Source organism: Latilactobacillus sakei subsp. sakei DSM 20017 = JCM 1157 (assembly GCF_002370355.1).
Taxonomy (GTDB): domain Bacteria; phylum Bacillota; class Bacilli; order Lactobacillales; family Lactobacillaceae; genus Latilactobacillus; species Latilactobacillus sakei.
On the sequence record NZ_AP017929.1, the window covers coordinates 1,395,665 to 1,419,139 of the forward strand.

Sequence of the window (23,475 nt, forward strand, 5' to 3'; positions counted from 1 at the left end):
TATTAATTTAATAATGAACAATATTAGGCAAATGGCTATTATTCTTAGACCATTAAACTATTTGAAAGAGGTGTTTGGGGTGGCAGAAAAGAAAAAGACGAGTAAGTTGACTTTAGGGGCACTTATTCTCATGATTTTCACGTCAGTCTTTGGTTTTACAAATATTCCACGAGCGTTCTTCTTAATGGGATATGCATCAATTTTTTGGTATGTTTTAGCAGCTGTAACCTTCTTTATTCCTTACGCATTTATGCTTGGGGAAATGGGCGCTGCCTTTGGTGAAGCTAAGGGTGGGATTTATTCTTGGATGGAAAAATCCGTCAATGCTAAATTTGCCTTTATTGGGACTTTCATGTGGTTTGCGTCATACATCATTTGGATGGTTAACGTTGGGAACGGGATTTGGATTCCATTATCAAATGCTATTTTCGGGGTTGATAAGACGCAAAGTTGGACATTCTTTGGGTTAACCAATGGTGTGCAAACATTAGGAATTCTTGCTATTATTTGGATTATTGTGATTACTTTTGTCACATCCAAAGGGCTTGATAAAGTCAAAAAAGTAACAAGCATCGGTGGTTCAGCCATCACATTGATTAATGTGATCTTATTCTTAGGTGGATTATTAATCCTGATCCTAAACAAGGGTGTTACAGCACAACCAATCACGGCTAAGGCCTTTTTCCAATCACCTAACGAAAGTTATACATCAATGATTCAGGTCTTTAGTTTCGTTGTATTTGCAATCTTCGCATATGGTGGTTTGGAAGTTGTTGGTGGGTTAGTTGATGAAACAGAAAATGCTAAAGTCAACTTCCCTAAAGGGTTAGCAATTTCAGCAATCGTAATTGCAATTGGTTATGCCATCGGGATCTTCATGATGGGGACATTTACTAACTGGGATTTCGTCTTCAAAACAGGCGGCGGTTTTGCTAAAGCAACTGGCTCAAATGCCGAAGTTACTTTAGGGAACGTTGCTTACATTGCGATGAATAACATGGGTTACCAATTAGGACTTGCGCTTCATATGAGTCATCACGCTGCAATTCAAGTTGGGATTTGGTTAAGTCGTTATATGGGTCTTTCAATGTTCCTTGCACTTACAGGTGCATTCTTTACATTGATCTTCTCACCTCTTAAGACGATTATCGAAGGCACACCAGCTGAATTATGGCCTAAGTCATTCGCTAAGAAGAACAAACATAACATGCCAGTTAACGCGATGATCGTGCAAGCTGCTATTGTAATTGTAATTATCGCTTTTGTTGCCTTTGGTGGTAAGAGTGCTGCTAAGTTCTTCGAAATTTTAACAGCAATGACAAACGTTTCAATGACATTACCATACTTATTCGTTGCCTTTGCCTTCTTTGGTTTTAAGAAGGATAACAGTATCGAAAAGCCATTCACGATTTATAAGGGTAAAACCTTCTACAAATTCTGTGTTTGGATGGTAATGTTCACAGTTGGGTTCGCCAACGTCTTCACAATTATTCAACCTGCAATCGACGGTAACCTTGGCCAAACATTCTGGTCAATTGCCGGTCCAGTCTTCTTTACAGTTGTCGCATTGATTATGTTCAATCGTTACGAAAAGAAAACAGGCTTAAAATAAAAAGATTAATAAAGGTCACCGGATCTGCGGTGGCCTTTTTGTATGGCGGAAATATTTGTGACACGTCGTCGTTTTGACTTGAAATGTTGTTCTAAAAGGGTTACGCTAAAAGCTCATTAACGATAATTTCTATGAAAAGGTGACGAAAAATGAAAAAAACAGTAGTTGGATTAGTCGTGAGTTTGGGATTAGTTAGTTTACTAGCGGGCTGTGGCCAAGCAAAGTTAACGACTTCTAAAACAAATTACCATCAAAATGGGATGGTCGCAGTTGTCAAAGGCACCACTAATAAGAAGGCCCACTTAAGCTATCAAATTGACCAAGGCGCAACGCATAAAACAAGCGTTAGAGAAGGCACATACGTTGTTCAAGTACCAACAACAACCAAACAACAAACGGTCACATTAAAGGCTAAAACGGGCTCAAAGACGATTGAAAAGAAAGTTACAGTGGCAGCAGGCACCGCTGTTGGTCAATACCAAGCGATTGCCGACAAGTATAATCAAGCTGTCATTGGTATGGCGTTATCAAAGGCAGATCAAGCCAAAGCGCAAAGCTTACAAAAACAAGCGGCAGCAGCTAAAGCCGGTCAATTGGCACCAGCCCAATTAATGGCACTCCAACAAACGCAAAAAGATGTTCAAGCAGCTATGCAACAAGCTAAAACGGCTAAAAAGGATCAATTATTACCAGCAAAACCAGCTGATGGCGTTCATCAATTGGTGAAAACTGATAACGTTGTGATCCGAGGGGCAATTGCTGATCAAGATGTGATGGGACTTACTTTAATCGCACCAATCAAAGCACTTAAGGATAAGGCGGCTTTGAAGGAATTCGGAACGAGTTTTGCGTTACTCGCACAATCAACTGGTGCGGATTCTAAGAAAGTCATGTCTGAATTCAGTAAGTTTACGAAGAAAAATAAGAAGAGCAACCAAACGACAATGAAGACCATTACTTCAAATGGCGTTAAGTTTAATACCGGCTTTTCTGCAAGTCATTTATACATCTACATTACAAAATAAAGCAAAAAAGGACGACCCAACATTTTCGTTGGGTCGTCCTTTTTAAGTCTTATGCTGCTGGGTCTTTAGGTAAAACAAGGGGTACTAGGTTGAGTAAAATCCCAAAGATGACTGAGACAGTCAACGTTGCTTGAACATTAAAGTCCAATTTAACTAACTTAGAACCGATGAAGCCGACAACGAATCCGAAGATTAGCGTCCAAAAAAGCGTCATAACGTATTTCATGATTGACCTTCTTTCTTTCATGCAATTCTATGATATTGTAACACGTTTTACAACGAGATTCATTTGAAATAATTTGTTATACTGGAATTATTAGAATCTGTCATCAGAAAGAAGGGGCGTTCTTGGCATTTGTGCAACTCCAGGTTAAGAGTACCTATACGCTCTTAGAAAGTACCACTAAAATTACGGATTTAGTAACAGCCGCCAAAGCGCGTGGCTATCAGAGTTTAGCGTTAACGGATAAGAACGTTGTCTATGGGTTAGTTGATTTTTATAAGGCTGCCAAAGCAGCCGATATTAAGCCGCTATTGGGGATCACGATTGAAGTCGGTGGACTTTTCCAAACTGACGAACGGTTTCCGTTGATTTTACTGGCCAAAAATTTAACGGGTTATCAAAATATTTTAAAAATTTCAACGAAAATTATGACGCAATCAGAATTAGTCCCATTTGAGGCGGTTCAATCACTATTGCAACAATTAGTGGTTATCACACCAAGTCAAGATGGCGAGTTAGTGCGCCTGTTATTGCAAAATGATGCAACGCCAGCACAGACCTATATTGAGCAGTTAAAGGCAGTTACCGACGCGGACAGTCTTTATCTAGGGATTAGTGCTAAACAAGCCGCTAGCCAACAGCGAGTGCCCCTGGGACAATTAAGTCAGCAAACGGCAGTACCGTTAGTTGCTTTAGGTGACGTGCGGTATTTAGAACCGGAAGACGCATTTGCGGTTCAAGTCCTACAACATATTAAAGCGGGTACGCAGGTCAATCTCCAGACGCCGCAAGCGTCAGGCGGCTACTTTTTAGAAGATGCGCAGCAGGTAACGGCCGCCTTTGAAGCATTACAATTGGCAGAAGCCGTCGCTAATACGCAAAAAATTGCGGCTCAATGTCAGGTGGATTTATCTTTCAAACGGGCGCAATTGCCTCAATTTGAAACGCCGGCAGGACAATCGGCCGCCGTTTATTTAAAGCAACAGAGTCAAGCGGGCTTACAAGCGCGGTTTAACAAGCAATCTATCCCAGAGGCGTATCAAACACGCTTGGATTATGAATTACAAGTGATCAACGAAATGGGTTTTGCCGATTATTTCCTCATTGTCGCCGACGTGATGCAATACGCCCACCAGCAAAATATCATGACGGGTCCAGGGCGGGGGTCGGCTGCTGGCGCGCTAGTGGCATATGCGCTGCGGATTACAGATGTTGATCCAATTCGGTATCAATTACTATTTGAACGGTTCTTAAATCCCAACCGGGCCAATATGCCGGATATTGATTTGGATATTCCGGATAACCGCCGGGATGAGGTTTTAGATTACGTTTATCAAAAGTACGGTCAAAATCATATGGCCCAAATCATTACCTTTGGGACCTTGGCCGCTAAGATGGCGTTAAAAGATGTTGGCCGGGTCTTTGGCCTCAGTCAGTTTGAAATGAGTGCTTGGTCTAAGGCGATTCCAAATGTTTTAAAAATTACGCTCCAAGAAGCTTACGATCAGTCGCAAGCTTTGAAGAACCTCGTAGCAGATTCTCAACAAAATCGCTTACTATTTGAAACGGCGCAGCGAATTGAGGGCTTACCACGCCATTATTCAACCCATGCGGCGGGAATTGTGTTGAGCCAAGCGCCATTAACGGAAACCGTTGCGCTGCAAAGCGGTGGCGATGAAATTGAGTTAACCCAACTACCAATGGGCAACGTTGAAGAATTAGGATTGTTGAAGATTGACTTCTTGGGTCTAAGAAACTTAGGGATTTTAGCGAATATTGTTAAATTAGTCAGCCAACAAACAGGTCAGCCTTTTAATCCGCAAAATATTCCGTTAGATGATCCAGCAACGCTAGCGTTATTTCAACAAGGTGATACAAACGGCATCTTTCAGTTCGAATCAACAGGGATTAAAAATGTTTTACGGCGCTTGAAACCGACTTCTTTTGAAGATATTGTCGCAACCGATGCGCTTTATCGACCGGGGCCAATGGAAAATATCGATACATTTATCGATCGTAAAAGTGGCAAAGTGCCGGTGACCTATCCGGATGACTCGTTGGCTGAAATTTTACAACCAACTTATGGCATCTTGGTGTATCAAGAACAAGTCATGCAGGCGGCTTCTAAGATGGGCGGTTTTACCTTAGGGGAAGCCGATATCTTACGGCGGGCAATGAGTAAAAAGAAAAAAGTGGTGATTGATGCGAGTCGAACGAAGTTTATCGAAGGTGCACTGGCTTTAGGGCATACCGAACAAGCCGCGACAACGGTCTACGACTATATCGAACAGTTTGCCAATTACGGTTTTAACCGATCGCACGCGGTCGCTTACAGTAAAATTGCCTTTTGGTTGGCTTATTTAAAAGTCCACCAGCCAGAAGCCTTTTTCGCAGCGGTTTTAAATGCCGTTTTAAATCAAGGAACAAAGACTAAAACGTATTTAGCGGAAGCAAAGAAGCGGCAACTATCAGTCTTACCACCCGATATTAATCTCAGTCAGCGTTATTTTAAGGTGACAGATGCCGGGATTATTTTTGGATTATACAGCATCAAGGGTTTACGACGGGATTTTGTAGCGGCAATTTTGGATGAGCGCCAAACGGGTGGTCCGTTCAAATCTGTGTTACAGTTTCTACAACGACTAGCCGCGAAGTATCTCAAAAAAGAGGCGCTAGTGGCGTTGATTTACAGTGGGGCCTTTGATCAATTTAATCCCAACCGCAACGCACTTTTGATGAATCTCGATGATTTATTGGATAGTGTTAAGTTAGCTGGCGATAATATGTCGTTATTCGAAATTCTAGCACCCAAAGAAAAAACGGTGCCTAATTTGACGTTAACGGAGCGCTTGGATAAAGAAGCGGAGTACCTGGGGGCTTATCTTTCAGGGCATCCGGTAGAAAAGTATGAACGTGTCCGTCGGTACTATCACGTGCCGGAAGTTAGTGACTTAGCACCCAATCAAAATGTCCGACTAGTCTTATTTGTCCGCCGAATTAAGGTGATTCGAACGAAAAAAGGCGAGCAAATGGCTTTTGTGACGGGACAAGATGCCACCGGCGAGATTAGTGTCACGCTGTTTGCATCGGTTTATCGGCAAGTAGCAGATTGGCTGGCCAAAGAACAAGTGATTTTAGTCACAGGAAAGACGGAACAACGCCAAGAGTTGCAACTTATCGGTAATCAGATTATGTTAGCGGAACAAGCGCAAAAAGGGTTGCCTAAGGCCACGCTTTATTTACGACTATCTGCGGATTTAACGCGTGAACAGCAACAAAAAATGTACCAACTACTCGAAAAAAGTCGAGGGCCAATCCCGGTAATTCTCTATAATTCAGCAACGAAGAAGTCAATTCTTTTGAACGAACGCTATTGGATTGCGAACGATGAAAAATTAACGACGGCGCTTACAACCTTACTGGGGCCTACAAACGTTATTTTAAAGGGCTTTAGTTAGTTTAGTTTTGAAAATAAGTTTGTTAAAAACTTCTGAAAAGACAAGACTTCTTTTCAGAAAAGTGATAATATATTAGTGACTTTGAAAGACCAAATCGGTTTTTTAAGTAAAATATTTGCCTGGGGTGAAAAGATGAAACGCATAGGTATTTTGACAAGTGGTGGGGATGCACCTGGTATGAACGCTGCCGTCCGTGCCGTTGCAAGAAAAGCAATGCATGAAGGCCTTGAAGTCTATGGTATCAATTATGGTTACGCTGGCTTAGTTGCTGGTGATATCTTCAAGATGGATCCAATTACGGTTGGAGACAAGATTCAACGTGGTGGTACATTCTTATACTCAGCACGTTATCCAGAATTTGCACAAGTCGAAGGACAATTGAAGGGTATTGAACAACTCAACAAGTTCGGTATCGAAGCTTTAGTTGTTATCGGTGGTGACGGTTCTTATCACGGTGCTCTTCGTTTGACTGAACATGGTTATAACGCAATTGGTCTTCCAGGAACAATTGATAACGATATTCCATTTACAGATCAAACAATTGGCTTTGATACAGCTGTTAACACAGTTCTTGAATCAATTGACCGTATTCGCGATACGGCTGCAAGTCATGAAAGAACTTTCGTTGTGGAAGTAATGGGCCGCGGCGCTGGCGACATCGCTTTATGGGCTGGTGTAGCCGGTGGCGCACAAGATATTATTATTCCAGAACGTGATTTCGACGTTAAGGCCGTTGCTGAAAAGTTACGTGCTTCACGCGAACATGGCCAAAAACATGCTATTATTGTTTTGGCTGAAGGCGTTATGCATGCCGATGAATTCTCAGAAAAACTTTCTGAATACGGCGATTTCCACTTACGTTCAACTGTTTTAGGACACGTTGTTCGTGGTGGTTCACCAACAGCTAGTGATCGTGTATTAGCTAGCCGCTTAGGCTCAAAAGCAGTTGAATTATTGCTTGAAGGTAAAGGCGGGGTTGCACTTGGGATTGAAAAGAATGAAATTATCGCACATGATATGTTAGACTTATTCAATCACAAGCATCACGCAATGTTAGATCTTTATGATTTAAATGAAGATTTAGCTTACTAGTATTTTATAGTTCTACCCAAAATTCGTTAAAATGACTGTAAAGTCTTTTAAAAAAACAGACATAAAAGGAGAGATTCCACTTATGAAGAAAACCAAAATCGTAAGTACACTTGGACCCGCAAGTAACAGTGTTGAAATCATCACAAAATTAATTGAAGCAGGTGCTAACGTATTCCGCTTTAACTTCTCTCATGGTGATCATGAAGAACATTTAAGCCGTATGAATATGGTTCGCGAAGCTGAAAAAGCTACAGGCAAAACTGTTGGTATCATGTTAGATACTAAGGGTGCTGAAATCCGGACAACTGTTCAACAAGGTAAGAAATTTGAATTACACACTGGTGAAGTGGTACGTATTTCAATGGACGATACTCTTGAAGGAACACCTGAAAAAATTGCCGTTACTTACCCAGGTCTATACGACGATACTCACGTTGGTGGCCACGTTTTAATCGATGATGGTTTAGTGGATCTTAAGATTATTGAAAAAGACGAAGCAAACAAAGAACTTGTTACTGAAGTTCAAAACGATGGTATGGTTGGCTCACGTAAAGGTGTTAACGCACCTGGTGTTTCAATCAACTTACCTGGTATCACAGAAAAAGATGCTAGTGACATCCGTTTTGGTTTAGATAACGATATCAACTTTATCGCTGCAAGTTTTGTTCGTAAACCTCAAGACGTTTTAGATATCCGTGAATTATTAGAAGAAAAACACATGGAACATGTTCAAATCTTCCCTAAGATTGAATCACAAGAAGGTATCGACAACATTGACGATATCATGAAAGTTTCAGACGGTTTAATGATTGCTCGTGGTGACATGGGTGTTGAAATTCCATTTGAAAACGTTCCTTTCGTACAAAAGAACTTGATCAAGAAATGTAACGCTATTGGCAAACCAGTTATCACAGCTACACAAATGTTGGACTCAATGCAAGAAAACCCACGTCCTACACGTGCTGAAGTTAATGACGTTGCTAACGCTGTTATTGATGGTACTGACGCAACAATGCTTTCAGGTGAAAGTGCTAACGGTGACTACCCAGTAGAAGCTGTTGCAACAATGGCCCGCATTGATGAAAGAACAGAAAAATCATTAACAGACCGCGATGCATATGCATTGAAAGCATACAGCAAGACTAACTTGACAGAATCAATTGGCCAAGCTGTTGCACATACTGCACGTAACTTAGGTATCAAGACAATCGTTGCTGCTACAGAATCAGGTTCTACAGCACGTATGATTTCTAAATACCGTCCACAAGCTGACATCTTAGCCGTTACATTCGACGAACGTACACGTCGTGGTTTAACAGTTAACTATGGTGTATACCCAGTTATCGCTAAGAAACCTGCTAATACAGATGATATGTTCAACTTAGCTACACAAACAGCTCAAGAACATGGTTTTGCTAAAGAAGGCGACCTAATCTTGATCACTGCTGGTGTTCCTGTTGGCGAACGTGGCACAACAAACGTTATGAAGATCCAATTAATTGGTTCAAAATTAACACAAGGCCAAGGTGTTGGCGATGAAACAATCGTTGGCAAGGCTGTTGTTGCTTCAAACGCTAAAGAAGCAGCTGAAAAAGCTGTTGATGGTGGTATCTTAGTTGTTAAAGCAACTGACAAAGATTACTTACCAGCAATCGAAAAATCAAGTGCTATCGTTGTTGAAAACGGTGGTTTAACATCACACGCTGCTGTTGTTGGTATCGCTATGGGTATCCCAGTTGTTGTTGGTGCTAAAGACGCAACAGAAGCTATCAAAGATGGCGAAGTTGTTACTGTTGATTCACGTCGTGGTATTGTTTACCGCGGTGCAACAAACGCCCTTTAATCAAACGTTGATTAAGAAAGAAAACACCCTCAAATTTTGAGGGTGTTTTTTTATGCGCAAATCGCTTTTTACTTTGAAAATTTTGTTTTCTGAAATTACTTTCATGAAAATACTGACAAGCCGCCTAATTATCGGTACAATGATAGGGAGACTTTATTGGAGGTTCACATGGAAAGTTGGTTATTTTTAGCAGCGATTTTAATCGTTGCCTTATTAGCAAAAAATCAATCTTTAATCATTGCCACCGCAGTTGTTTTAGTCTTAAAGGCATTACCGATTTCTGAAAAAGTATTACCGGTTATCCAGTCTAAAGGGATTAATTGGGGCGTGACGGTCATTTCAGTGGCCATCTTAGTGCCAATTGCGACTGGTCAAATCGGTTTTAAAGAATTAATCAGTGCTTTTAAGACACCGGCAGGTTTTATTGCCGTTGGGTGTGGCGTGTTAGTCGCTGTTTTGTCGGCAAAGGGTGTTGGCTTGTTAGCCGCTAGTCCCGAAATGACAGTGGCGCTTGTATTTGGCACAATTATGGGAGTCGTTTTCCTTAAGGGGATTGCGGCTGGACCAGTGATTGCTGCAGGTATCACCTACACCATTTTAACAATTTTCAATTTAGTACCAATCCATTAAGAAGAATAAAGAGGTTAACTATGAACGAATTAATCGGACAAGTGATTACAGCACTTGTAACAGATGAGAATGAAGAAGCGTACTTCGCCCAAAAAGACGGTGTGACGTTTGAATTAAAGAAAGACCATTTAGAAGAAGAATTAGCAATCGGGGCAACAGTCACTGGTTTTGCATACGAAAATTCAAGTCGGGAATTAGTTTTATCAACGGCTATTCCTAAATCACGTGTCGGCCACTTTGCTTTTGGTGAAGTTGTTGAAACACGTCGTGATCTTGGCGTTTTCGTTAATATCGGCTTACCTGATAAGGATATTGTGGTTTCACTTGATGTGTTACCAACAATTATGAAATTATGGCCTAAGGTTGGCGATCGTTTGATGATTGCCATCGAAGTTGATCAAAAAGGTCGGATGTGGGGCCAATTAGCCGACGAAAATATCTTTAGAGCTATTTCTAAGGGTGCTAAACAAGAAATGAAGAACCAAGATATTGAAGGAACTGTTTATCGTTTGAAGATGGCAGGGACTTTCTTATTAACAGATGATTTCTACATTGGCTTTATTCATCCTTCAGAACGTGAAGCAGAACCACGTCTTGGCCAACGGGTTAAGGGCCGAGTAATTGGTGTGCGTCCAGAAGGTAGTTTAAACGTTAGTTTGAAACCAAGAGCCTACGAAGAAATCGGTGATGATGCCGAAATGATTATGGCCGTCTTAAAACGTCAACCAGGCTACGCAATGCCATATACTGACCGCAGTAATCCAGAATTAATTAAGAGTTATTTTGGGATCAGTAAAGGGAGTTTCAAGCGTGCTTTAGGCCGGTTAATGAAGAATGGTTTCATCGTGCAAGAAGAAGGCGAAACAATTTTAACGGCTAAAGGCCAAAAAGATATTGAACCAATTGTTGATAACGATCAAGACCAAGATTAATTTGAATTGACGACAGTAATGTCGTGATTTATTTAAAAAGGAAGTCTCTATTGATGAGTAAGGCTGAGCAGTTAGAACAAATCAGAAAACAATTGCAAGAAGCGGGCTATAAATTGACTGCCCAACGAGAAGCAACCGTTGCGGTCATTTTAGAATGCTCACAGGCGCATTTAAGTGCCGAGCAAATCTTTATCAAGACTAAAGCCGAAGTGCCAGAGATTGGCTTAGCGACGGTTTACCGGACGTTAGAGATGTTAACTGAGTTACACGTTCTGAATAAGATTAGCTTTGTGGAAGATGGTGTGACGCATTATGATTTATGCGAAGAAAATGCGAGTCAGCATTTCCACCATCATTTGTTATGCTTACAATGTGGGGCCATCGAAGAAATTCACGAGGACTTATTGGTAAGTGTCGAACAGACGGTTGCTGAGCGGTTTTCATTTGCGGTCTTAGATCACCGCTTAACCCTTCAAGGGATTTGTGCAAACTGTCAAGCTGTTAATTCGGCTAATGGTTTACCGGCCAATCAGCTAGATCCAAGTAAGCAAGTGGATATTAGCCAATTGTAGGAGGGGTTTGTTTGGATGATTTAATTCAAGATTATTTACATTATCTGAAGATTGAACGCGGCCTTTCTGAAAATACGCGTCAGAGTTACCGGCAAGATTTGAAACAGTATCAGCAGTTTTTAGTGTCACAAAAATTGACGTCTTTTACAGAAGACCGATTTATTATTTTGGGTTTCTTACAGGCCCAAACGACGGCTAAAAAGGCGCAAAGCAGTATCACGCGTAGTATTTCGACATTGCGTAAATTCTATCAATATTTAGCGCGTGAGGGACGTATTCAAAAAGATCCGATGCTACAGATTGATTCACCGAAGCAAGGTCGCCACTTACCGGCTGTTTTGTCATCAGAAGAGATCGAACGCTTGTTAAAGACCCCGGACACGAGTACACCATTAGGTCTGCGCGACCGGGCAATTCTTGAAGTCTTGTATGCGACTGGTTTGCGGGTTAGTGAACTGGTTCATCTGAAATTGACGGATTTACATTTATCTCTGGGGTTGATTCAGACCCTAGGTAAAGGGGATAAGGAACGAATTATTCCAATTGGCGATGTTGCGGTGGACTGGATTAATCAATATCTAGAACGCAGCCGTAACCGGCTAACCAAGGGCAAGGATTCACCTTATTTGTTCGTTAATTTTCACGGGAACGGGTTAACAAGACAAGGCATTTGGAAAAATTTAAAAGTCATTGTCCAAGCCGCAGGAATTGATAAAGATGTGACACCGCATACACTGCGGCATTCTTTTGCGACCGTTCTGCTTGAAAATGGTGCTGATTTACGGATTGTCCAGGAATTATTGGGCCATTCCGATATTTCAACTACCCAGATTTATACGCATATCAGTAAGAAACATCTCACGGAAGTTTATCAAAGAAGCCATCCGCGTGACTAAGCTGATTTGTCGTGTTTTCTAATTTATGGTAGAGTATTGCTAACAGAACTTTGTTTGATCATTGGAGGTCAACATGTTATTTAAGTACAAGAATGATTATGAAAAAATTGCGATGGGCTTTTTATCGTTTATTCCAGATTTAAAAGAAGTAAGTCATGTACAGTCAGAACTTGCTTTTTACAATCAAGATGACCAACATGTCTTATACCTTTGGCAAAATGATGAAGGCGACTTCTCCGGCATCGTAGGAGTTGAGATTGGCACTGATTTTATTTTGGTGCGTCATATGTCGCTAAGTCCCGCTGAAAGAACTGATACTAATCTATTCCGGATCTTGAATGAACTGGCAGCACTTTATCCTGATAACCGTGTCATGGGATCATTGGATACGGCGCCTTTAATTGCTAAATGGGAGCAACAGCAGACTAAAGAAATGGATTAATGTAACGCATGACTGAACAATTAACGTTAATTTTGACGGATTTTGAAGGACCATTAGACTTATTATTACATTTGATTAATCAGACTAAAATTGATATTTATGATATTCCAATTGCTGAAATCACCACGCAATATCTAGACTACTTGCACCAGATGCAAGAACTGAAGTTAGATGTTGCGGGTGATTATTTAGTAATGGCAGCGACCTTGATGAAAATCAAGAGTAAGCTACTCTTACCAGCGCCACCGGCAATGGCTGAAGCCTTAGAGGAAGATTATGTCGATCCTCGTCAGGAATTGGTAGACCAATTGTTGGCATACCAAGCTTTTCAAAAAATCGCGACGGTCTTACAAGAACGAGAATCTGAAAGACAATTGTTATTTGCGAAACCGGCAAGTGCTAATCCTGCCGAAAAAGTGGTCCCACTGGCGCGTGGCGTAATTAAGCCCCGTGATCTAGCGGCTGCTGTGTCTAAAATGTTGGTTGAGGCGACTGTTCAGCAACCTGATTTTAAGACAGTTCAAAATGATGAAATTACGATTGCTGAAAAGATGGATTGGATTATCGATCGCTTAAAGACGCGAGCAACAACAACTTTTGAACAGTTAGTTATCAACCGTTTTGATCGCGAAGAAATCGTCACAACGTTTTTAGCCGTCTTAGAATTGATGAAAGAACGGCTAATTAATTGTGATCAAGCAGATTATGATGAACAGATATTAGTGACATTGAAAGAAGGTATTGCAGATGAACCATCTCGCTGAAATTGAAAGTTTACTCTATGTCGCCGGCGATGAAGGCATTACACTGCAACACATCGCACGACTTATTATGTTAGATGAGGCTGCAGTACGACAGTTACTAACGAAATTAGCTGAACGTTATCAGGCGGATGAGCAATCTGGCCTTAGTTTGATTCAAGCGGCTGATTGTTATAAGTTAGTGACTAAGAAGGCTTATGCGGGCTTATTGAAGGCCTATTTTGATGGTCCTGTTTCGACGAGTATTAGCCAAGCGGCACTTGAAGTATTGGCGATCATCGTTTATCGGCAACCACTAACGCGAATTGAAATTGACGAAGTGCGCGGTGTGCAAAGTAGTGGGGCAATTCAAACGCTACTTGCCAGACAATTAATCGTTGAAAAAGGGCGTAAAGATGCACCTGGTCGGCCGATTTTATATGGGACGAGCGATTATTTCTTAGATTACTTTGGCTTAGGCTCGTTAAAAGAATTACCAGAACTAGAACAAATGACATTAACGGACGATACGACAGAATCGGATAATGATTCCGCTGATTTATATTATCGTCAGTTTGAACAGACATTAAATGAAACGGGACCAGAGACGGCCCCTAAAGGAGAACAATAACTATGGAACGACTACAAAAAGTCATCGCAAATGCGGGCGTTGCCTCACGACGGAAGGCTGAAACGCTAATTGCGACTGGTCACGTTACTTTAAACGGTAAAGTGGTTAAGGAAATGGGGATTAAGGTTGATAGTACTTCTGCTCATATCGAAGTGGATGGTGTGCCATTAACGCGTGAAAAAAAGGTTTATTATGCCCTTTATAAACCGCGCCAAGTGATTTCAGCTGTCACGGATGATAAAAAGCGCCGCGTGGTAACAGAATACCTTGAAGATATTCAAGAACGTGTTTACCCAATTGGACGTCTTGATTACGATACATCAGGTTTATTACTATTAACCAATGACGGCGACTTTGCCAACATGATGATGCATCCAAAATACAAGGTTGATAAAACCTATGTTGCGAAAGTATCAGGTTTACCAACTGCAGAAATGCTCCGTCAATTACGGAAGGGAATCATGCTTGAAAAACGTAAGACGGCCCCTGCTAAAGTGAAAATCATTTCAACGGATCGTCGTAAAAATACGGCTATTTTAAGTATTACGATTCATGAAGGGATGAACCATCAAGTTAAGAACATGTTAGCTGCTGTTGGCTTACCCGTTTCTAAGTTAAAACGGGAAACATACGGCTTCTTAACGTTAGATGGTTTAGTTTCTGGCGAATACCGTGCTTTGAAACCAATCGAAGTCGCAGAATTCAAAAAGATCGCTGAATTAAATGAAAAACCAAAGCATAAAAACAGACCAAAATTGTCACGACATGACTAATTAGTTGCTTTTCGCACATTGGTTTGCTATGCTTATTGCGTAATAAAATATTTATAGTTCGTCTTCAGGGGCAGGGTGAAATTCCCGACCGGCGGTAAAAGTCCGCGACCTGCTGCAATGTTGATTCTTGTGGTGGCTGAACTGGTGTGATCCCAGTACCGATAGTGAAAGTCTAGATGGAAGAAGATAGGGCTTATTTGAGTATGAACGTATTCAACTAAGGTCTGTTAATCACCCTGATTAGCAGGCCTTTTTAGGTACAATCGACTCAGCGGGTCCGCTGACGAAGGCAACCTCATACGGAGGGTGTTTGCAATGCGTGTTTCAAAAGTACGGACAATGGTGGGGGTCGCGATGTTAGGGGCGATTTCATTTATTGTTATGTTTTTCGAGTTTCCAATTATTTTGGCGTTTCCATTTCTGAAAATTGATTTCAGTGATGTGATTGTCTTATTGGGAACATTTATCTACGGACCAATCGGCGGAATCGGAGTCGCGGTAATTCGGTCGTTACTCCACTTCATCATGACCGGTGCCAGCTTACCTAGTTTGGTGGGCGATTTTGCCGGTGTGATGGCATCGATTTTTTATCTATTACCATTTTATTATCTCTTTAACCGTCAAAAGAGTGTGCTGTGGGGGCAAGTGATTGCCGGAACAGTCAGTTCAATCAGCATGACAATCGTGATGTGCTTAGCCAACTGGTTATTCATCTTACCGATGTATATTAAGCTATTGAACTTTAATTTAGGGATGTCGATGACTAAATACGTCTTTATCGGACTAGTGCCCTTTAATTTGATTAAGGGTGCGTTGGTCACAGTCGTCTTTGCAGTCTTATATCTTAGAATTTTGCCATGGTTAAAACAACATATGAAAACAGCAGTTTAGTATAAAAGCCTATCGCAAATAGCGATAGGCTTTTATTAGTTTAGCGACAAAACGTGTATTATTTAGCTGAATATGCTACGATGAAAATGGTTCCTCCTGACGGACGATTGCGCGGGTCGGACAAGCGGTATAAGCGGCTTTAAAAGCGATTAGCTCATGCGGATTTTCGATGGGGGTTTGGCCGGCATTATTGTCCGGTTTAAAAAAAGCAACACCTTCGTGATCATAGTCGAAGAGTTCAGGTGCTTTTAACTGGCATAACCCGCACGCAATACACCGCTCAGGGATAACTTTACTATAGAGCATTATTTTCACACTTTCTAGATTAGAGGAATTATTAAGATGTTAACAGACTACTTACTCTGTTTATTTGCGACGGAACCCCGTCGCTACCAAGCCATTTATTATACATTGGTCGGTAAGCGCACCACATCCAACTTGTACGCTGGTTTAGCGTATGGTTTATTAAAGTGGCTTCAGATTTATCCTAATCTAGAATTAGCCCAATTTCAAGCTGAATTAACACAACTACAAGAAAAAGGTTGGTTAATGGTTGAAGATCGGCAAGCTTGGTTGACGCCGGCTGGTGCCGATCAAAAGGCTACATTAATGACGACTTTGGAGTGGCCAACGCATTATTACGGCCCAGAAATGGGCCATTTACAGCAGTTTCAATGCCGCTTATTTTTGGCGATTCAAATTATGTCGGAATATAGTCACCATAACACACATTATTTTCCAATTGAAACTAGCATGCGTGATCGTGTGCAAGTTGTCAGTTGGTTTAAACAGCATAAACAAGATTCAGAGATGGTCACTCAGTTTAAACAAGAATTACAACAGATCTTAACGCAGTTAACACCTGTTCAGGCTGATTTATTGGCGAATCGCTTGGTTGGTCACCAAATAATCGGACAGAGTCAACAGCAACTCGCACAAAAATTAACGATCGCACCACTGATCGTGACCATTCGGTTGTTAGATGCGCAAGCCCATTTTTTTGCCATCCTCAGCCAGCATACAACCGACTATCCGTTATTAGCGGGTTTATTGTCACCATTGGATGCCATCTTGAGTTTAAGTACGGCGCAAACGTGGACGTTATTGCAACAAGGACAATCCATTGAAACGATTAGCCAAAAACGGCGGGTTAAGTTAGGTACGATTAGGGAACACATTTTAGAAACAGCAATCTTGCAGCCGCAGTTTCCGTTTGAGCGGTTTATTAGTCCAGATTTAGAGACCGCTTTGGCTGCTTTGATGACTGAGATGCCGGATTTAACATTTAATGCTGCGCATGAACAATTACCAACACTGGATTTTTTCAGTTATCGGTTATATCAAATTAAAACGAAGGTGGTGGCTGCATGACTTCTGAACAACTCATTTATGACCAGTTAGCGCAGCACTTTGGCTATTCAACCTTTAAACCGGGCCAGTTAGCGGTTATTCAGTCGGTACTTGCTGGGCAGGAGACATTAGCCGTTTTACCAACTGGGACTGGGAAGTCGCTGTGTTATCAATTACCGGCCTATATCTTGGGGCATACGACTGTGATTGTCTCGCCACTAATCGCATTAATGCAAGATCAGGTCGCCCAATTGAATTACCAAGGGGAAAAGCGAGCTGTCGCCATTAATTCTAATTTAGTGCCTCAGCAAAAATACCAGTTGTTGACGCATTTAGCGGACTACCGCTTTATTTTTATGGCACCGGAGACTATCAGTCAACCGGAAGTGATTCAAGCGCTCCAACGTTGCCAAATTGATTTATTTGTGGTTGATGAGGCCCATTGTATTTCACAATGGGGGATTGATTTTAGACCGGACTATTTAGTTTTAGCAACCATCAAGGCCCAATTGCGGCCAACCGCAACATTGGCTTTGACGGCAACTGCCAATGATCGTGTACGCCAAGATATTTTGAATAAGTTGGCGTTAAAAAACGCGGCCCAAATCATGACCTCTGTTGATCGCCCCAATATCTATTTGGGCGTGAGCCAACAACCTGATGAACAAGCAAAGAATCAATTTTTAGCCAGCTTAGTGCAAAAAAGCCAAGGTCCCGGGATTATTTATTTTTCAAGTCGGCAAAAGACGATGGAGATTGCGGCCTTTTTGCAGCAAGAAACTGATCTGAAGATTGCGTATTACCACGCGGCGTTATCAACCCAGGAGCGGTATTTGATTCAACAACAATTTATGCAAGGACAACTTGATTTGATTTGTACAACCAATGCTTTTGGGATGGGGATTAATAAGGCGGATATTCGCTATGTGATTCATTATCACCTGCCACAAAACATCGAAAGTTACTTGCAAGAAATCGGACGGGCAGGTCGAGATGGGCAACCAGCCTATGCTTTAGTCCTAACAACTCCGCAAGATTTATATTTACAACAATCACTCGTTTCATTTGGAATTCCGGAACCAGGCCTCATTCGGCGCTATTATCAGGAACCGCAATTATTTAAACAAAGTCAAGGCAATGAATTTGAACTACTACGTCGCTACCAGCAACTGGGGATGACCGAAGAAGAGGTCATTAAGTTATTGGATAATCGTCAAACCGAAAAGCAGTTTTCACTACAAACGATGCTGGATTATTTGACCCTCAAGGGCTGTCGACGGCAATTTATTGTGAACTATTTTGACCAGGCACCAAAGACGATTGAACACAGCGAAACGTGTTGCGGGGAACAGGATTCGACCGACTTTTTAGCACAATTAGACTTAGAACAGGCTATTAATTATAAAACCGCTGAAACCGTTGTTCTGACTGGTTGGACGGGAATCTTGGACCAATTATTTTAGATAAATTTAAAGTTTTTTAGAAAAGTCTGTGGTACAATATCAAAGAATACCAATAGGGAGGGCCGTCAATGCTCAAAGATGATAAGAAAAAACAAGATAATCCGACGGAAGAAAAACCCTGGGAAAGCCAGTTCGACGATGATCGGGATGACAAAGGAAATTTATCCCGCGTCGCTGCCAAGAGTAAGGAAAAAGGAAATACATATTTTGCTATTATTCTAGCTGTATTATTAGTTTTAATGATCGCATTTCCAATTATCGCTTACACCGTTCATTCTAGTCGTGCGAACCGCCCCGGTTTAGAAGATTCTAAGATTGTCGTCAAAACCGCTGATAGCGAGAAGAGTAAGAGTAAATCAACTGCTAAAAAGGCTAAAGAAGCCAGTGAAAGCCAAGAAGCAGCTGAAAGTAAAGCAGCCAGTGAAAGTAAGGCGAAGGCTGATAGTGAGGCAGCTAGTGCTAAGTCTGCTAGCGAAAGTGCTAAAGCACAAGCAGCTAGTGAACAAGCAGCTAGTCAACAACAAGCTGCCGCTGATAGTGCTAGTCAACAAGCTGCTTCAGAATCTGCTGCTAGTTCAAGTCAAAGTCAAGCTGAAGCGTCAAGCAGCTCATCTTCATCTGAAACAGCGGGTGGTACTTATACCCTTAAACAAGGTGAAGGCCTTTACCGTGCTGCTGCCAACAACGGCATGTCATTGAGTGAATTATTAGCATTGAATCCAGGATTAACAGCTAATTCAAGTGTTGCACCAGGAACCGCACTCAAGGTTAAATAATAATGCTAGACAGAAGGCCTGGGGATTCTCCCAGCCTTTTTTAATGATTTTTTTAGGAGGATTTACATGCAAATTGCAATTGATGGACCAGCATCGTCTGGTAAGAGTACCGTGGCTAAGATTGTTGCCACTAAGTTAGGGTTCGTTTATGTTGATACGGGAGCAATGTATCGCTCAGCAACCGTCTTGGCACAACAACTAGGCCTTGATTATGGTGATGAAGCCGGTTTGATGGCTGAATTAACTAAAGCTGATATTCAGTTCCAACCAGATGAAGCTGGTCAAAAAGTCTTCTTAAATGGTTTAGACATTACTTTAGCGATTCGGACACCAGAAATTACGAATAATGTCTCACAAGTTTCAGCATTACCAGCAGTTCGAACAGAAATGGTTGATCGTCAACGCCAAATTGCTGAACAAGGGCAAGTTGTCATGGATGGTCGCGATATTGGCACGACTGTTTTACCAGATGCAAAAGTTAAGATTTTCATGGTGGCTAGTGCGAAAGAACGTGCTAAACGGCGTTATGCTGAAAATACGGCTAAAGGGATTATGACCCCATTAGCAACGTTACAAGCAGAAATCGAATTACGTGATCAAAAAGACAGTACACGGGCAGTTTCACCACTTAGAAAAGCTGACGATGCAATCGAAATTGACACGACAAAGCTCTCAATTGATGACGTTGTTGCTGAAATTTTAACGATTGCGAAACAAAATATGTAATTTTATGGGTTAATCAGATAAAAAAACTGGTAATCCATTGCCATATCAACTAAAATAAAAGATGTATAGATAGTCGTTAAGGAGGATTTTAGCTATGAATGATGCTAATTTGAATGACACCCAAAGCAGTGAAACAATGGCAGCTGCTTTAGATAGTGTCCATGAAGTCAAAATTGGGGACGTTGTTAAGGGTGAAGTTTTAGTAATTGAAGACCGACAAGTCATTGTTGGTATTGAAGGAACTGGCGTTGAAGGCGTTGTTCCTCAAAAGGAATTATCAAGTCAACCAATTGAAACATTAACGGACGCTGTCAAAGTTGGTGATCAATTTGATTTAGTTGTTATTGCGACAATCGGTAACGACAAGGAAAATGGTAGCTACTTATTATCTAAGCGCCGTTTAGAAGCCCGTAAAGTTTGGGCAGAAATCGAACAAAAATTTGAAAATAAAGAAACAATTAAAGCAACAGTTTTAAACGTTGTCAAAGGCGGCTTAGTTGTTGATGCTGGCGTACGTGGCTTTGTACCTGCTTCTATGCTTTCAGATCGTTTCGTTCGTGATCTTAATAGCTTTAAGGGTCAAGAATTAGAATTACAAATCATTGAAATTGAACCAAGCGAAAACCGCTTAATCTTATCACGTAAAGCATTAGTAGAACAAGAACGTCAAGCACAACTTAAAGCCGTTTTTGAAAAACTATTGCCTGGTGATATTGTTGAAGGCGAAGTTGCACGTTTAACTAACTTCGGTGCCTTTGTTGACTTAGGCGGCGTTGATGGTTTAGTTCACGTTTCAGAAATCTCATACGATCACATTAACCAACCTTCTGATGTATTAGAAGTTGGTCAAAACGTGAAAGTTAAGATTCTTAGCTTAGACCAAGAAAAAGGCCGGATTTCATTATCAATTAAAGATACACAACCTGGTCCTTGGGATGACATCGCTGAAAAAGCACCTGTCGGCAGCACATTAGAAGGGACTGTTAAACGTTTAACTACTTTTGGTGCGTTTGTTGAAGTCTTCCCTGGTGTTGAAGGTCTTGTGCACATTTCACAAATCTCACATCAACATATTGCAACACCAAACGATGTTTTAGAAGAAGGACAAACTGTTCAAGTGAAAGTCTTGTCAGTTGATCCTGAACAACAACGTTTAGGTTTATCAATCAAAGCTTTACAAGAAAAACCAGCAGGTGCTAAGGATTCTGAACAGGAAGACGTTGCACCATCAGATTACGAAATGCCAGAAGAAGAAACTGGCTTTAGTATCGGTGATATGCTTGGTAAAGCATTAGACGAAAAATAGTTTGTAAAATCGTATTGAATGCTTAATAGGCTTAAGGTAGGGTCTGGGACGAAACTAGGTTTTTGTCCCAGACCCTTTCCTGATAGTCGCTAAATAGACTAATCGCGGGACAAGGGGTCGCTTTGCTTAAAGCACTTTTTGTCCTTGTGTTATTTTACGGTCTTTTTTCGCAATAACGTGCTTGTCGTCAATTGATGGACAAGGTAAACTGAACAATGAAGGGAATGAATACAATGTCAAAACCAGTTATCGCAATTGTTGGCCGTCCTAACGTCGGTAAATCAACAATTTTTAACCGGATCGCGGGCGAACGGATCTCAATCGTTGAAGATACGCCAGGTGTTACACGTGACCGGATTTATACAGCAAGTGAATGGTTAGGTCATGAATTCAGTCTAATCGATACCGGTGGGATTGAAATTAGTGATGCACCATTTATGGAACAAATTAAACAACAAGCAGAAATCGCAATTGATGAAGCAGACGTGATTATCTTCTTAGTGAGTGCCAGAGAAGGCGTGACAGATGCTGATGAACGTGTTGCACAAATTCTTTATCGCGCTGACAAACCAATCCTATTAGGGGTTAATAAAGCCGATAATCCAGAACAACGTCAAGATATCTTTGATTTCTACAGCTTAGGCTTTGGTGATCCAATTCCCGTTTCTGGTGCACATGGCCAAGGGGTCGGTGATTTATTAGATGCGGCTGTTGCTAAATTTCCAACGGATCTTGAAGAAGAAGACGATGATAGTATTAAATTTAGTTTAATCGGTCGTCCCAACGTTGGTAAATCATCATTAGTGAATGCGATGTTAAAAGAAGATCGTGTGATTGTTTCTCAAATTGAAGGGACAACTCGTGATGCTATCGATACGAAGTTCATGGCGGAAAATAATCAAGAATTTACAATGATTGATACTGCCGGGATTCGTAAACGTGGTAAGGTCTACGAAAATACTGAAAAGTACGCTGTTATGCGTGCTTTACGTGCGATTGACCGTTCAGACGTCGTATTAGTCGTCTTGAATGCTGAAGAAGGTATTCGGGAACAAGATAAGAAAGTTGCTGGCTACGCACATGAAGCCGGTCGTGGGATTATCATCGTCGTTAATAAGTGGGATACGCTTGAAAAAGATAACCATACGATGAAGGAATTCGAAGACCATATTCGGAATCAATTCCAATACTTAGACTACGCACCAATCATCTTTGTTTCAGCTAAGACGGGTGTTCGTCTTCAAAACTTACCAGCAATGATCGAATTAGTCAGTGAAAACCAAAACAGACGAATTCAATCAGCCTTATTAAATGACGTCTTGATGGAAGCCACAACGGTCACACCAACGCCAGCGATTAACGGGAAACGTTTGAGAATTTATTACATGACACAAGTGGCGGTTCAACCACCGACATTTGTTGTCTTCGTTAACGACATTAATCTATTACATTTCTCATACCAACGTTTCTTGAAGAATCAACTACGCAAAACGTTTGACTTTACCGGTACACCAATTCATTTGATCCCTCGTCAACGGAAATAAACAAATTTCGAAGTTGATAAGCTAATATGATTAACTAAATTGGAAAGAAAGCCCTTTTTTTAGCGAAAATCCTTGCTATCACTAGGTTTGTGTGATAAATTTAAAAATGAAATGGTGATCAACTCATTGTTTCGTCATTTTTGACCACTCAAAAATGATTTCGGTATTTATTACTGATTATCTGTGATGAGCAGGAGGTGAAAAACATGGCAAACAAAGCACAATTGATCGAAAACGTTGCATCAAAGACTGGTTTAACTAAGAAAGATGCAACTGCTGCAGTAGACGCAGTATTTGGTTCAATCCAAGACACTTTGAAACAAGGTGACAAAGTTCAACTAATCGGCTTTGGTACATTCGAAGTACGTGAACGTGCAGCTCGTAAGGGCCGTAACCCACAAACTGGTGCAGAAATCAAGATTCCTGCAAGCAAAGTACCTGCATTCAAGCCAGGTAAAGCTTTAAAGGATTCTGTTAAATAAGAATTCATGAGAGGGCTGGGATTTTCCCAGTCCTTTTTGATTGGCTAAAAGTCATTTTATGGTAGAAT

Annotated in this window: 23 protein-coding genes and 1 riboswitch; of the genes, 21 read left to right on the top strand and 2 right to left on the bottom strand. The window is 41.2% G+C overall.

Annotated features, from left to right (window positions below):
* Positions 1–79 precede the first annotated feature (79 nt).
* A complete protein-coding gene (yjeM, locus tag LEUCM_RS06995) occupies positions 80–1,612 on the top strand; it encodes a glutamate/gamma-aminobutyrate family transporter YjeM (RefSeq protein ID WP_011374739.1) in 1,533 nt (510 codons plus the stop codon).
* A 149-nt stretch (positions 1,613–1,761) separates the two neighbouring features.
* Complete coding sequence (locus LEUCM_RS07000; protein ID WP_016265192.1) at positions 1,762–2,637, top strand: hypothetical protein; 876 nt, start codon at positions 1,762–1,764, stop codon at positions 2,635–2,637.
* A gap of 49 nt (positions 2,638–2,686) precedes the next feature.
* Here the strand turns inward: LEUCM_RS07000 and LEUCM_RS07005 are convergent, their stop codons facing one another.
* Positions 2,687–2,863: a YjzD family protein gene (locus tag LEUCM_RS07005; protein WP_011374737.1), complete on the bottom strand. Its 177-nt coding sequence runs from the start codon at positions 2,861–2,863 to the stop codon at positions 2,687–2,689.
* 122 nt (positions 2,864–2,985) lie between these two features.
* Between LEUCM_RS07005 and dnaE the strand changes: the two genes are divergently transcribed.
* The 12 genes from dnaE to LEUCM_RS07065 all read left to right on the top strand — a co-directional run bounded on the left by dnaE (position 2,986) and on the right by LEUCM_RS07065 (position 15,760).
* Complete coding sequence (gene dnaE, locus LEUCM_RS07010) at positions 2,986–6,318, top strand: DNA polymerase III subunit alpha (protein WP_056936416.1); 3,333 nt, start codon at positions 2,986–2,988, stop codon at positions 6,316–6,318.
* Positions 6,319–6,450: 132 nt separating this feature from the next.
* A complete protein-coding gene (gene pfkA / locus LEUCM_RS07015) occupies positions 6,451–7,410 on the top strand; it encodes a 6-phosphofructokinase (RefSeq protein WP_011374735.1) in 960 nt (319 codons plus the stop codon).
* Positions 7,411–7,492: 82 nt separating this feature from the next.
* Entirely contained in the window at positions 7,493–9,253 is a 1,761-nt protein-coding gene (gene pyk / locus LEUCM_RS07020; protein ID WP_016265189.1) for a pyruvate kinase, read from the top strand.
* Positions 9,254–9,421: 168 nt separating this feature from the next.
* Positions 9,422–9,883 carry a DUF441 domain-containing protein gene (locus LEUCM_RS07025; RefSeq protein ID WP_016265188.1) on the top strand — a complete coding sequence of 154 codons (462 nt, stop codon included), beginning with the start codon at positions 9,422–9,424 and terminating at the stop codon, positions 9,881–9,883.
* Between the two features lie 20 nt (positions 9,884–9,903).
* The gene (locus LEUCM_RS07030) at positions 9,904–10,815 is read left to right on the top strand and encodes a CvfB family protein (protein WP_056936415.1); all 912 of its coding nucleotides are present in this window, start codon (positions 9,904–9,906) and stop codon (positions 10,813–10,815) included.
* 53 nt (positions 10,816–10,868) lie between these two features.
* Positions 10,869–11,387 (top strand): Fur family transcriptional regulator, encoded by a 519-nt coding sequence (locus tag LEUCM_RS07035; RefSeq protein ID WP_025015751.1) that lies wholly within the window; start codon positions 10,869–10,871, stop codon positions 11,385–11,387.
* 11 nt (positions 11,388–11,398) lie between these two features.
* Positions 11,399–12,283, top strand: coding sequence for a site-specific tyrosine recombinase XerD (xerD, locus tag LEUCM_RS07040; RefSeq protein ID WP_035145836.1), 885 nt, complete (start codon positions 11,399–11,401; stop codon positions 12,281–12,283).
* Positions 12,284–12,356: 73 nt separating this feature from the next.
* Entirely contained in the window at positions 12,357–12,725 is a 369-nt protein-coding gene (locus LEUCM_RS07045; RefSeq protein WP_025015752.1) for a hypothetical protein, read from the top strand.
* A gap of 8 nt (positions 12,726–12,733) precedes the next feature.
* Positions 12,734–13,489: a segregation and condensation protein A gene (locus tag LEUCM_RS07050; RefSeq protein WP_025015753.1), complete on the top strand. Its 756-nt coding sequence runs from the start codon at positions 12,734–12,736 to the stop codon at positions 13,487–13,489.
* On the top strand, positions 13,473–14,096 hold the full coding sequence (gene scpB / locus LEUCM_RS07055) for an SMC-Scp complex subunit ScpB (protein ID WP_076645129.1): 624 nt from the start codon (positions 13,473–13,475) through the stop codon (positions 14,094–14,096). Before LEUCM_RS07050 ends, scpB begins: the two co-directional genes overlap by 17 nt.
* Before the next feature lie 2 nt (positions 14,097–14,098).
* Positions 14,099–14,869, top strand: a complete 771-nt coding sequence (locus LEUCM_RS07060; RefSeq protein ID WP_011374726.1) for a pseudouridine synthase — start codon at positions 14,099–14,101, stop codon at positions 14,867–14,869.
* A gap of 56 nt (positions 14,870–14,925) precedes the next feature.
* Positions 14,926–15,061: riboswitch (FMN riboswitch) on the top strand.
* A 123-nt stretch (positions 15,062–15,184) separates the two neighbouring features.
* Positions 15,185–15,760 (top strand): ECF transporter S component, encoded by a 576-nt coding sequence (locus LEUCM_RS07065; protein ID WP_016265180.1) that lies wholly within the window; start codon positions 15,185–15,187, stop codon positions 15,758–15,760.
* 75 nt (positions 15,761–15,835) lie between these two features.
* Here the strand turns inward: LEUCM_RS07065 and LEUCM_RS07070 are convergent, their stop codons facing one another.
* Entirely contained in the window at positions 15,836–16,066 is a 231-nt protein-coding gene (locus LEUCM_RS07070; protein ID WP_016265179.1) for a ferredoxin, read from the bottom strand.
* Positions 16,067–16,102: 36 nt separating this feature from the next.
* Between LEUCM_RS07070 and LEUCM_RS07075 the strand changes: the two genes are divergently transcribed.
* The 7 genes from LEUCM_RS07075 (at position 16,103) to hbs (ending at position 23,407) form a co-directional block, all read left to right on the top strand.
* A complete protein-coding gene (locus LEUCM_RS07075) occupies positions 16,103–17,131 on the top strand; it encodes a YpbB family protein (protein ID WP_025015755.1) in 1,029 nt (342 codons plus the stop codon).
* Positions 17,128–18,573 carry a RecQ family ATP-dependent DNA helicase gene (locus LEUCM_RS07080; RefSeq protein WP_056936413.1) on the top strand — a complete coding sequence of 482 codons (1,446 nt, stop codon included), beginning with the start codon at positions 17,128–17,130 and terminating at the stop codon, positions 18,571–18,573. The genes LEUCM_RS07075 and LEUCM_RS07080 overlap by 4 nt, the downstream gene beginning before the upstream one ends.
* A gap of 68 nt (positions 18,574–18,641) precedes the next feature.
* Positions 18,642–19,349: a LysM peptidoglycan-binding domain-containing protein gene (locus tag LEUCM_RS07085; protein ID WP_025015756.1), complete on the top strand. Its 708-nt coding sequence runs from the start codon at positions 18,642–18,644 to the stop codon at positions 19,347–19,349.
* Positions 19,350–19,415: 66 nt separating this feature from the next.
* A complete protein-coding gene (gene cmk / locus LEUCM_RS07090) occupies positions 19,416–20,075 on the top strand; it encodes a (d)CMP kinase (RefSeq protein WP_025015757.1) in 660 nt (219 codons plus the stop codon).
* 94 nt (positions 20,076–20,169) lie between these two features.
* Positions 20,170–21,381 (top strand): 30S ribosomal protein S1, encoded by a 1,212-nt coding sequence (gene rpsA, locus LEUCM_RS07095; RefSeq protein WP_025015758.1) that lies wholly within the window; start codon positions 20,170–20,172, stop codon positions 21,379–21,381.
* A gap of 233 nt (positions 21,382–21,614) precedes the next feature.
* The gene (gene der, locus LEUCM_RS07100) at positions 21,615–22,925 is read left to right on the top strand and encodes a ribosome biogenesis GTPase Der (protein ID WP_016265173.1); all 1,311 of its coding nucleotides are present in this window, start codon (positions 21,615–21,617) and stop codon (positions 22,923–22,925) included.
* 206 nt (positions 22,926–23,131) lie between these two features.
* The gene (hbs, locus tag LEUCM_RS07105) at positions 23,132–23,407 is read left to right on the top strand and encodes a non-specific DNA-binding protein Hbs (protein WP_011374717.1); all 276 of its coding nucleotides are present in this window, start codon (positions 23,132–23,134) and stop codon (positions 23,405–23,407) included.
* The last annotated feature ends 68 nt before the right edge of the window (positions 23,408–23,475 follow it).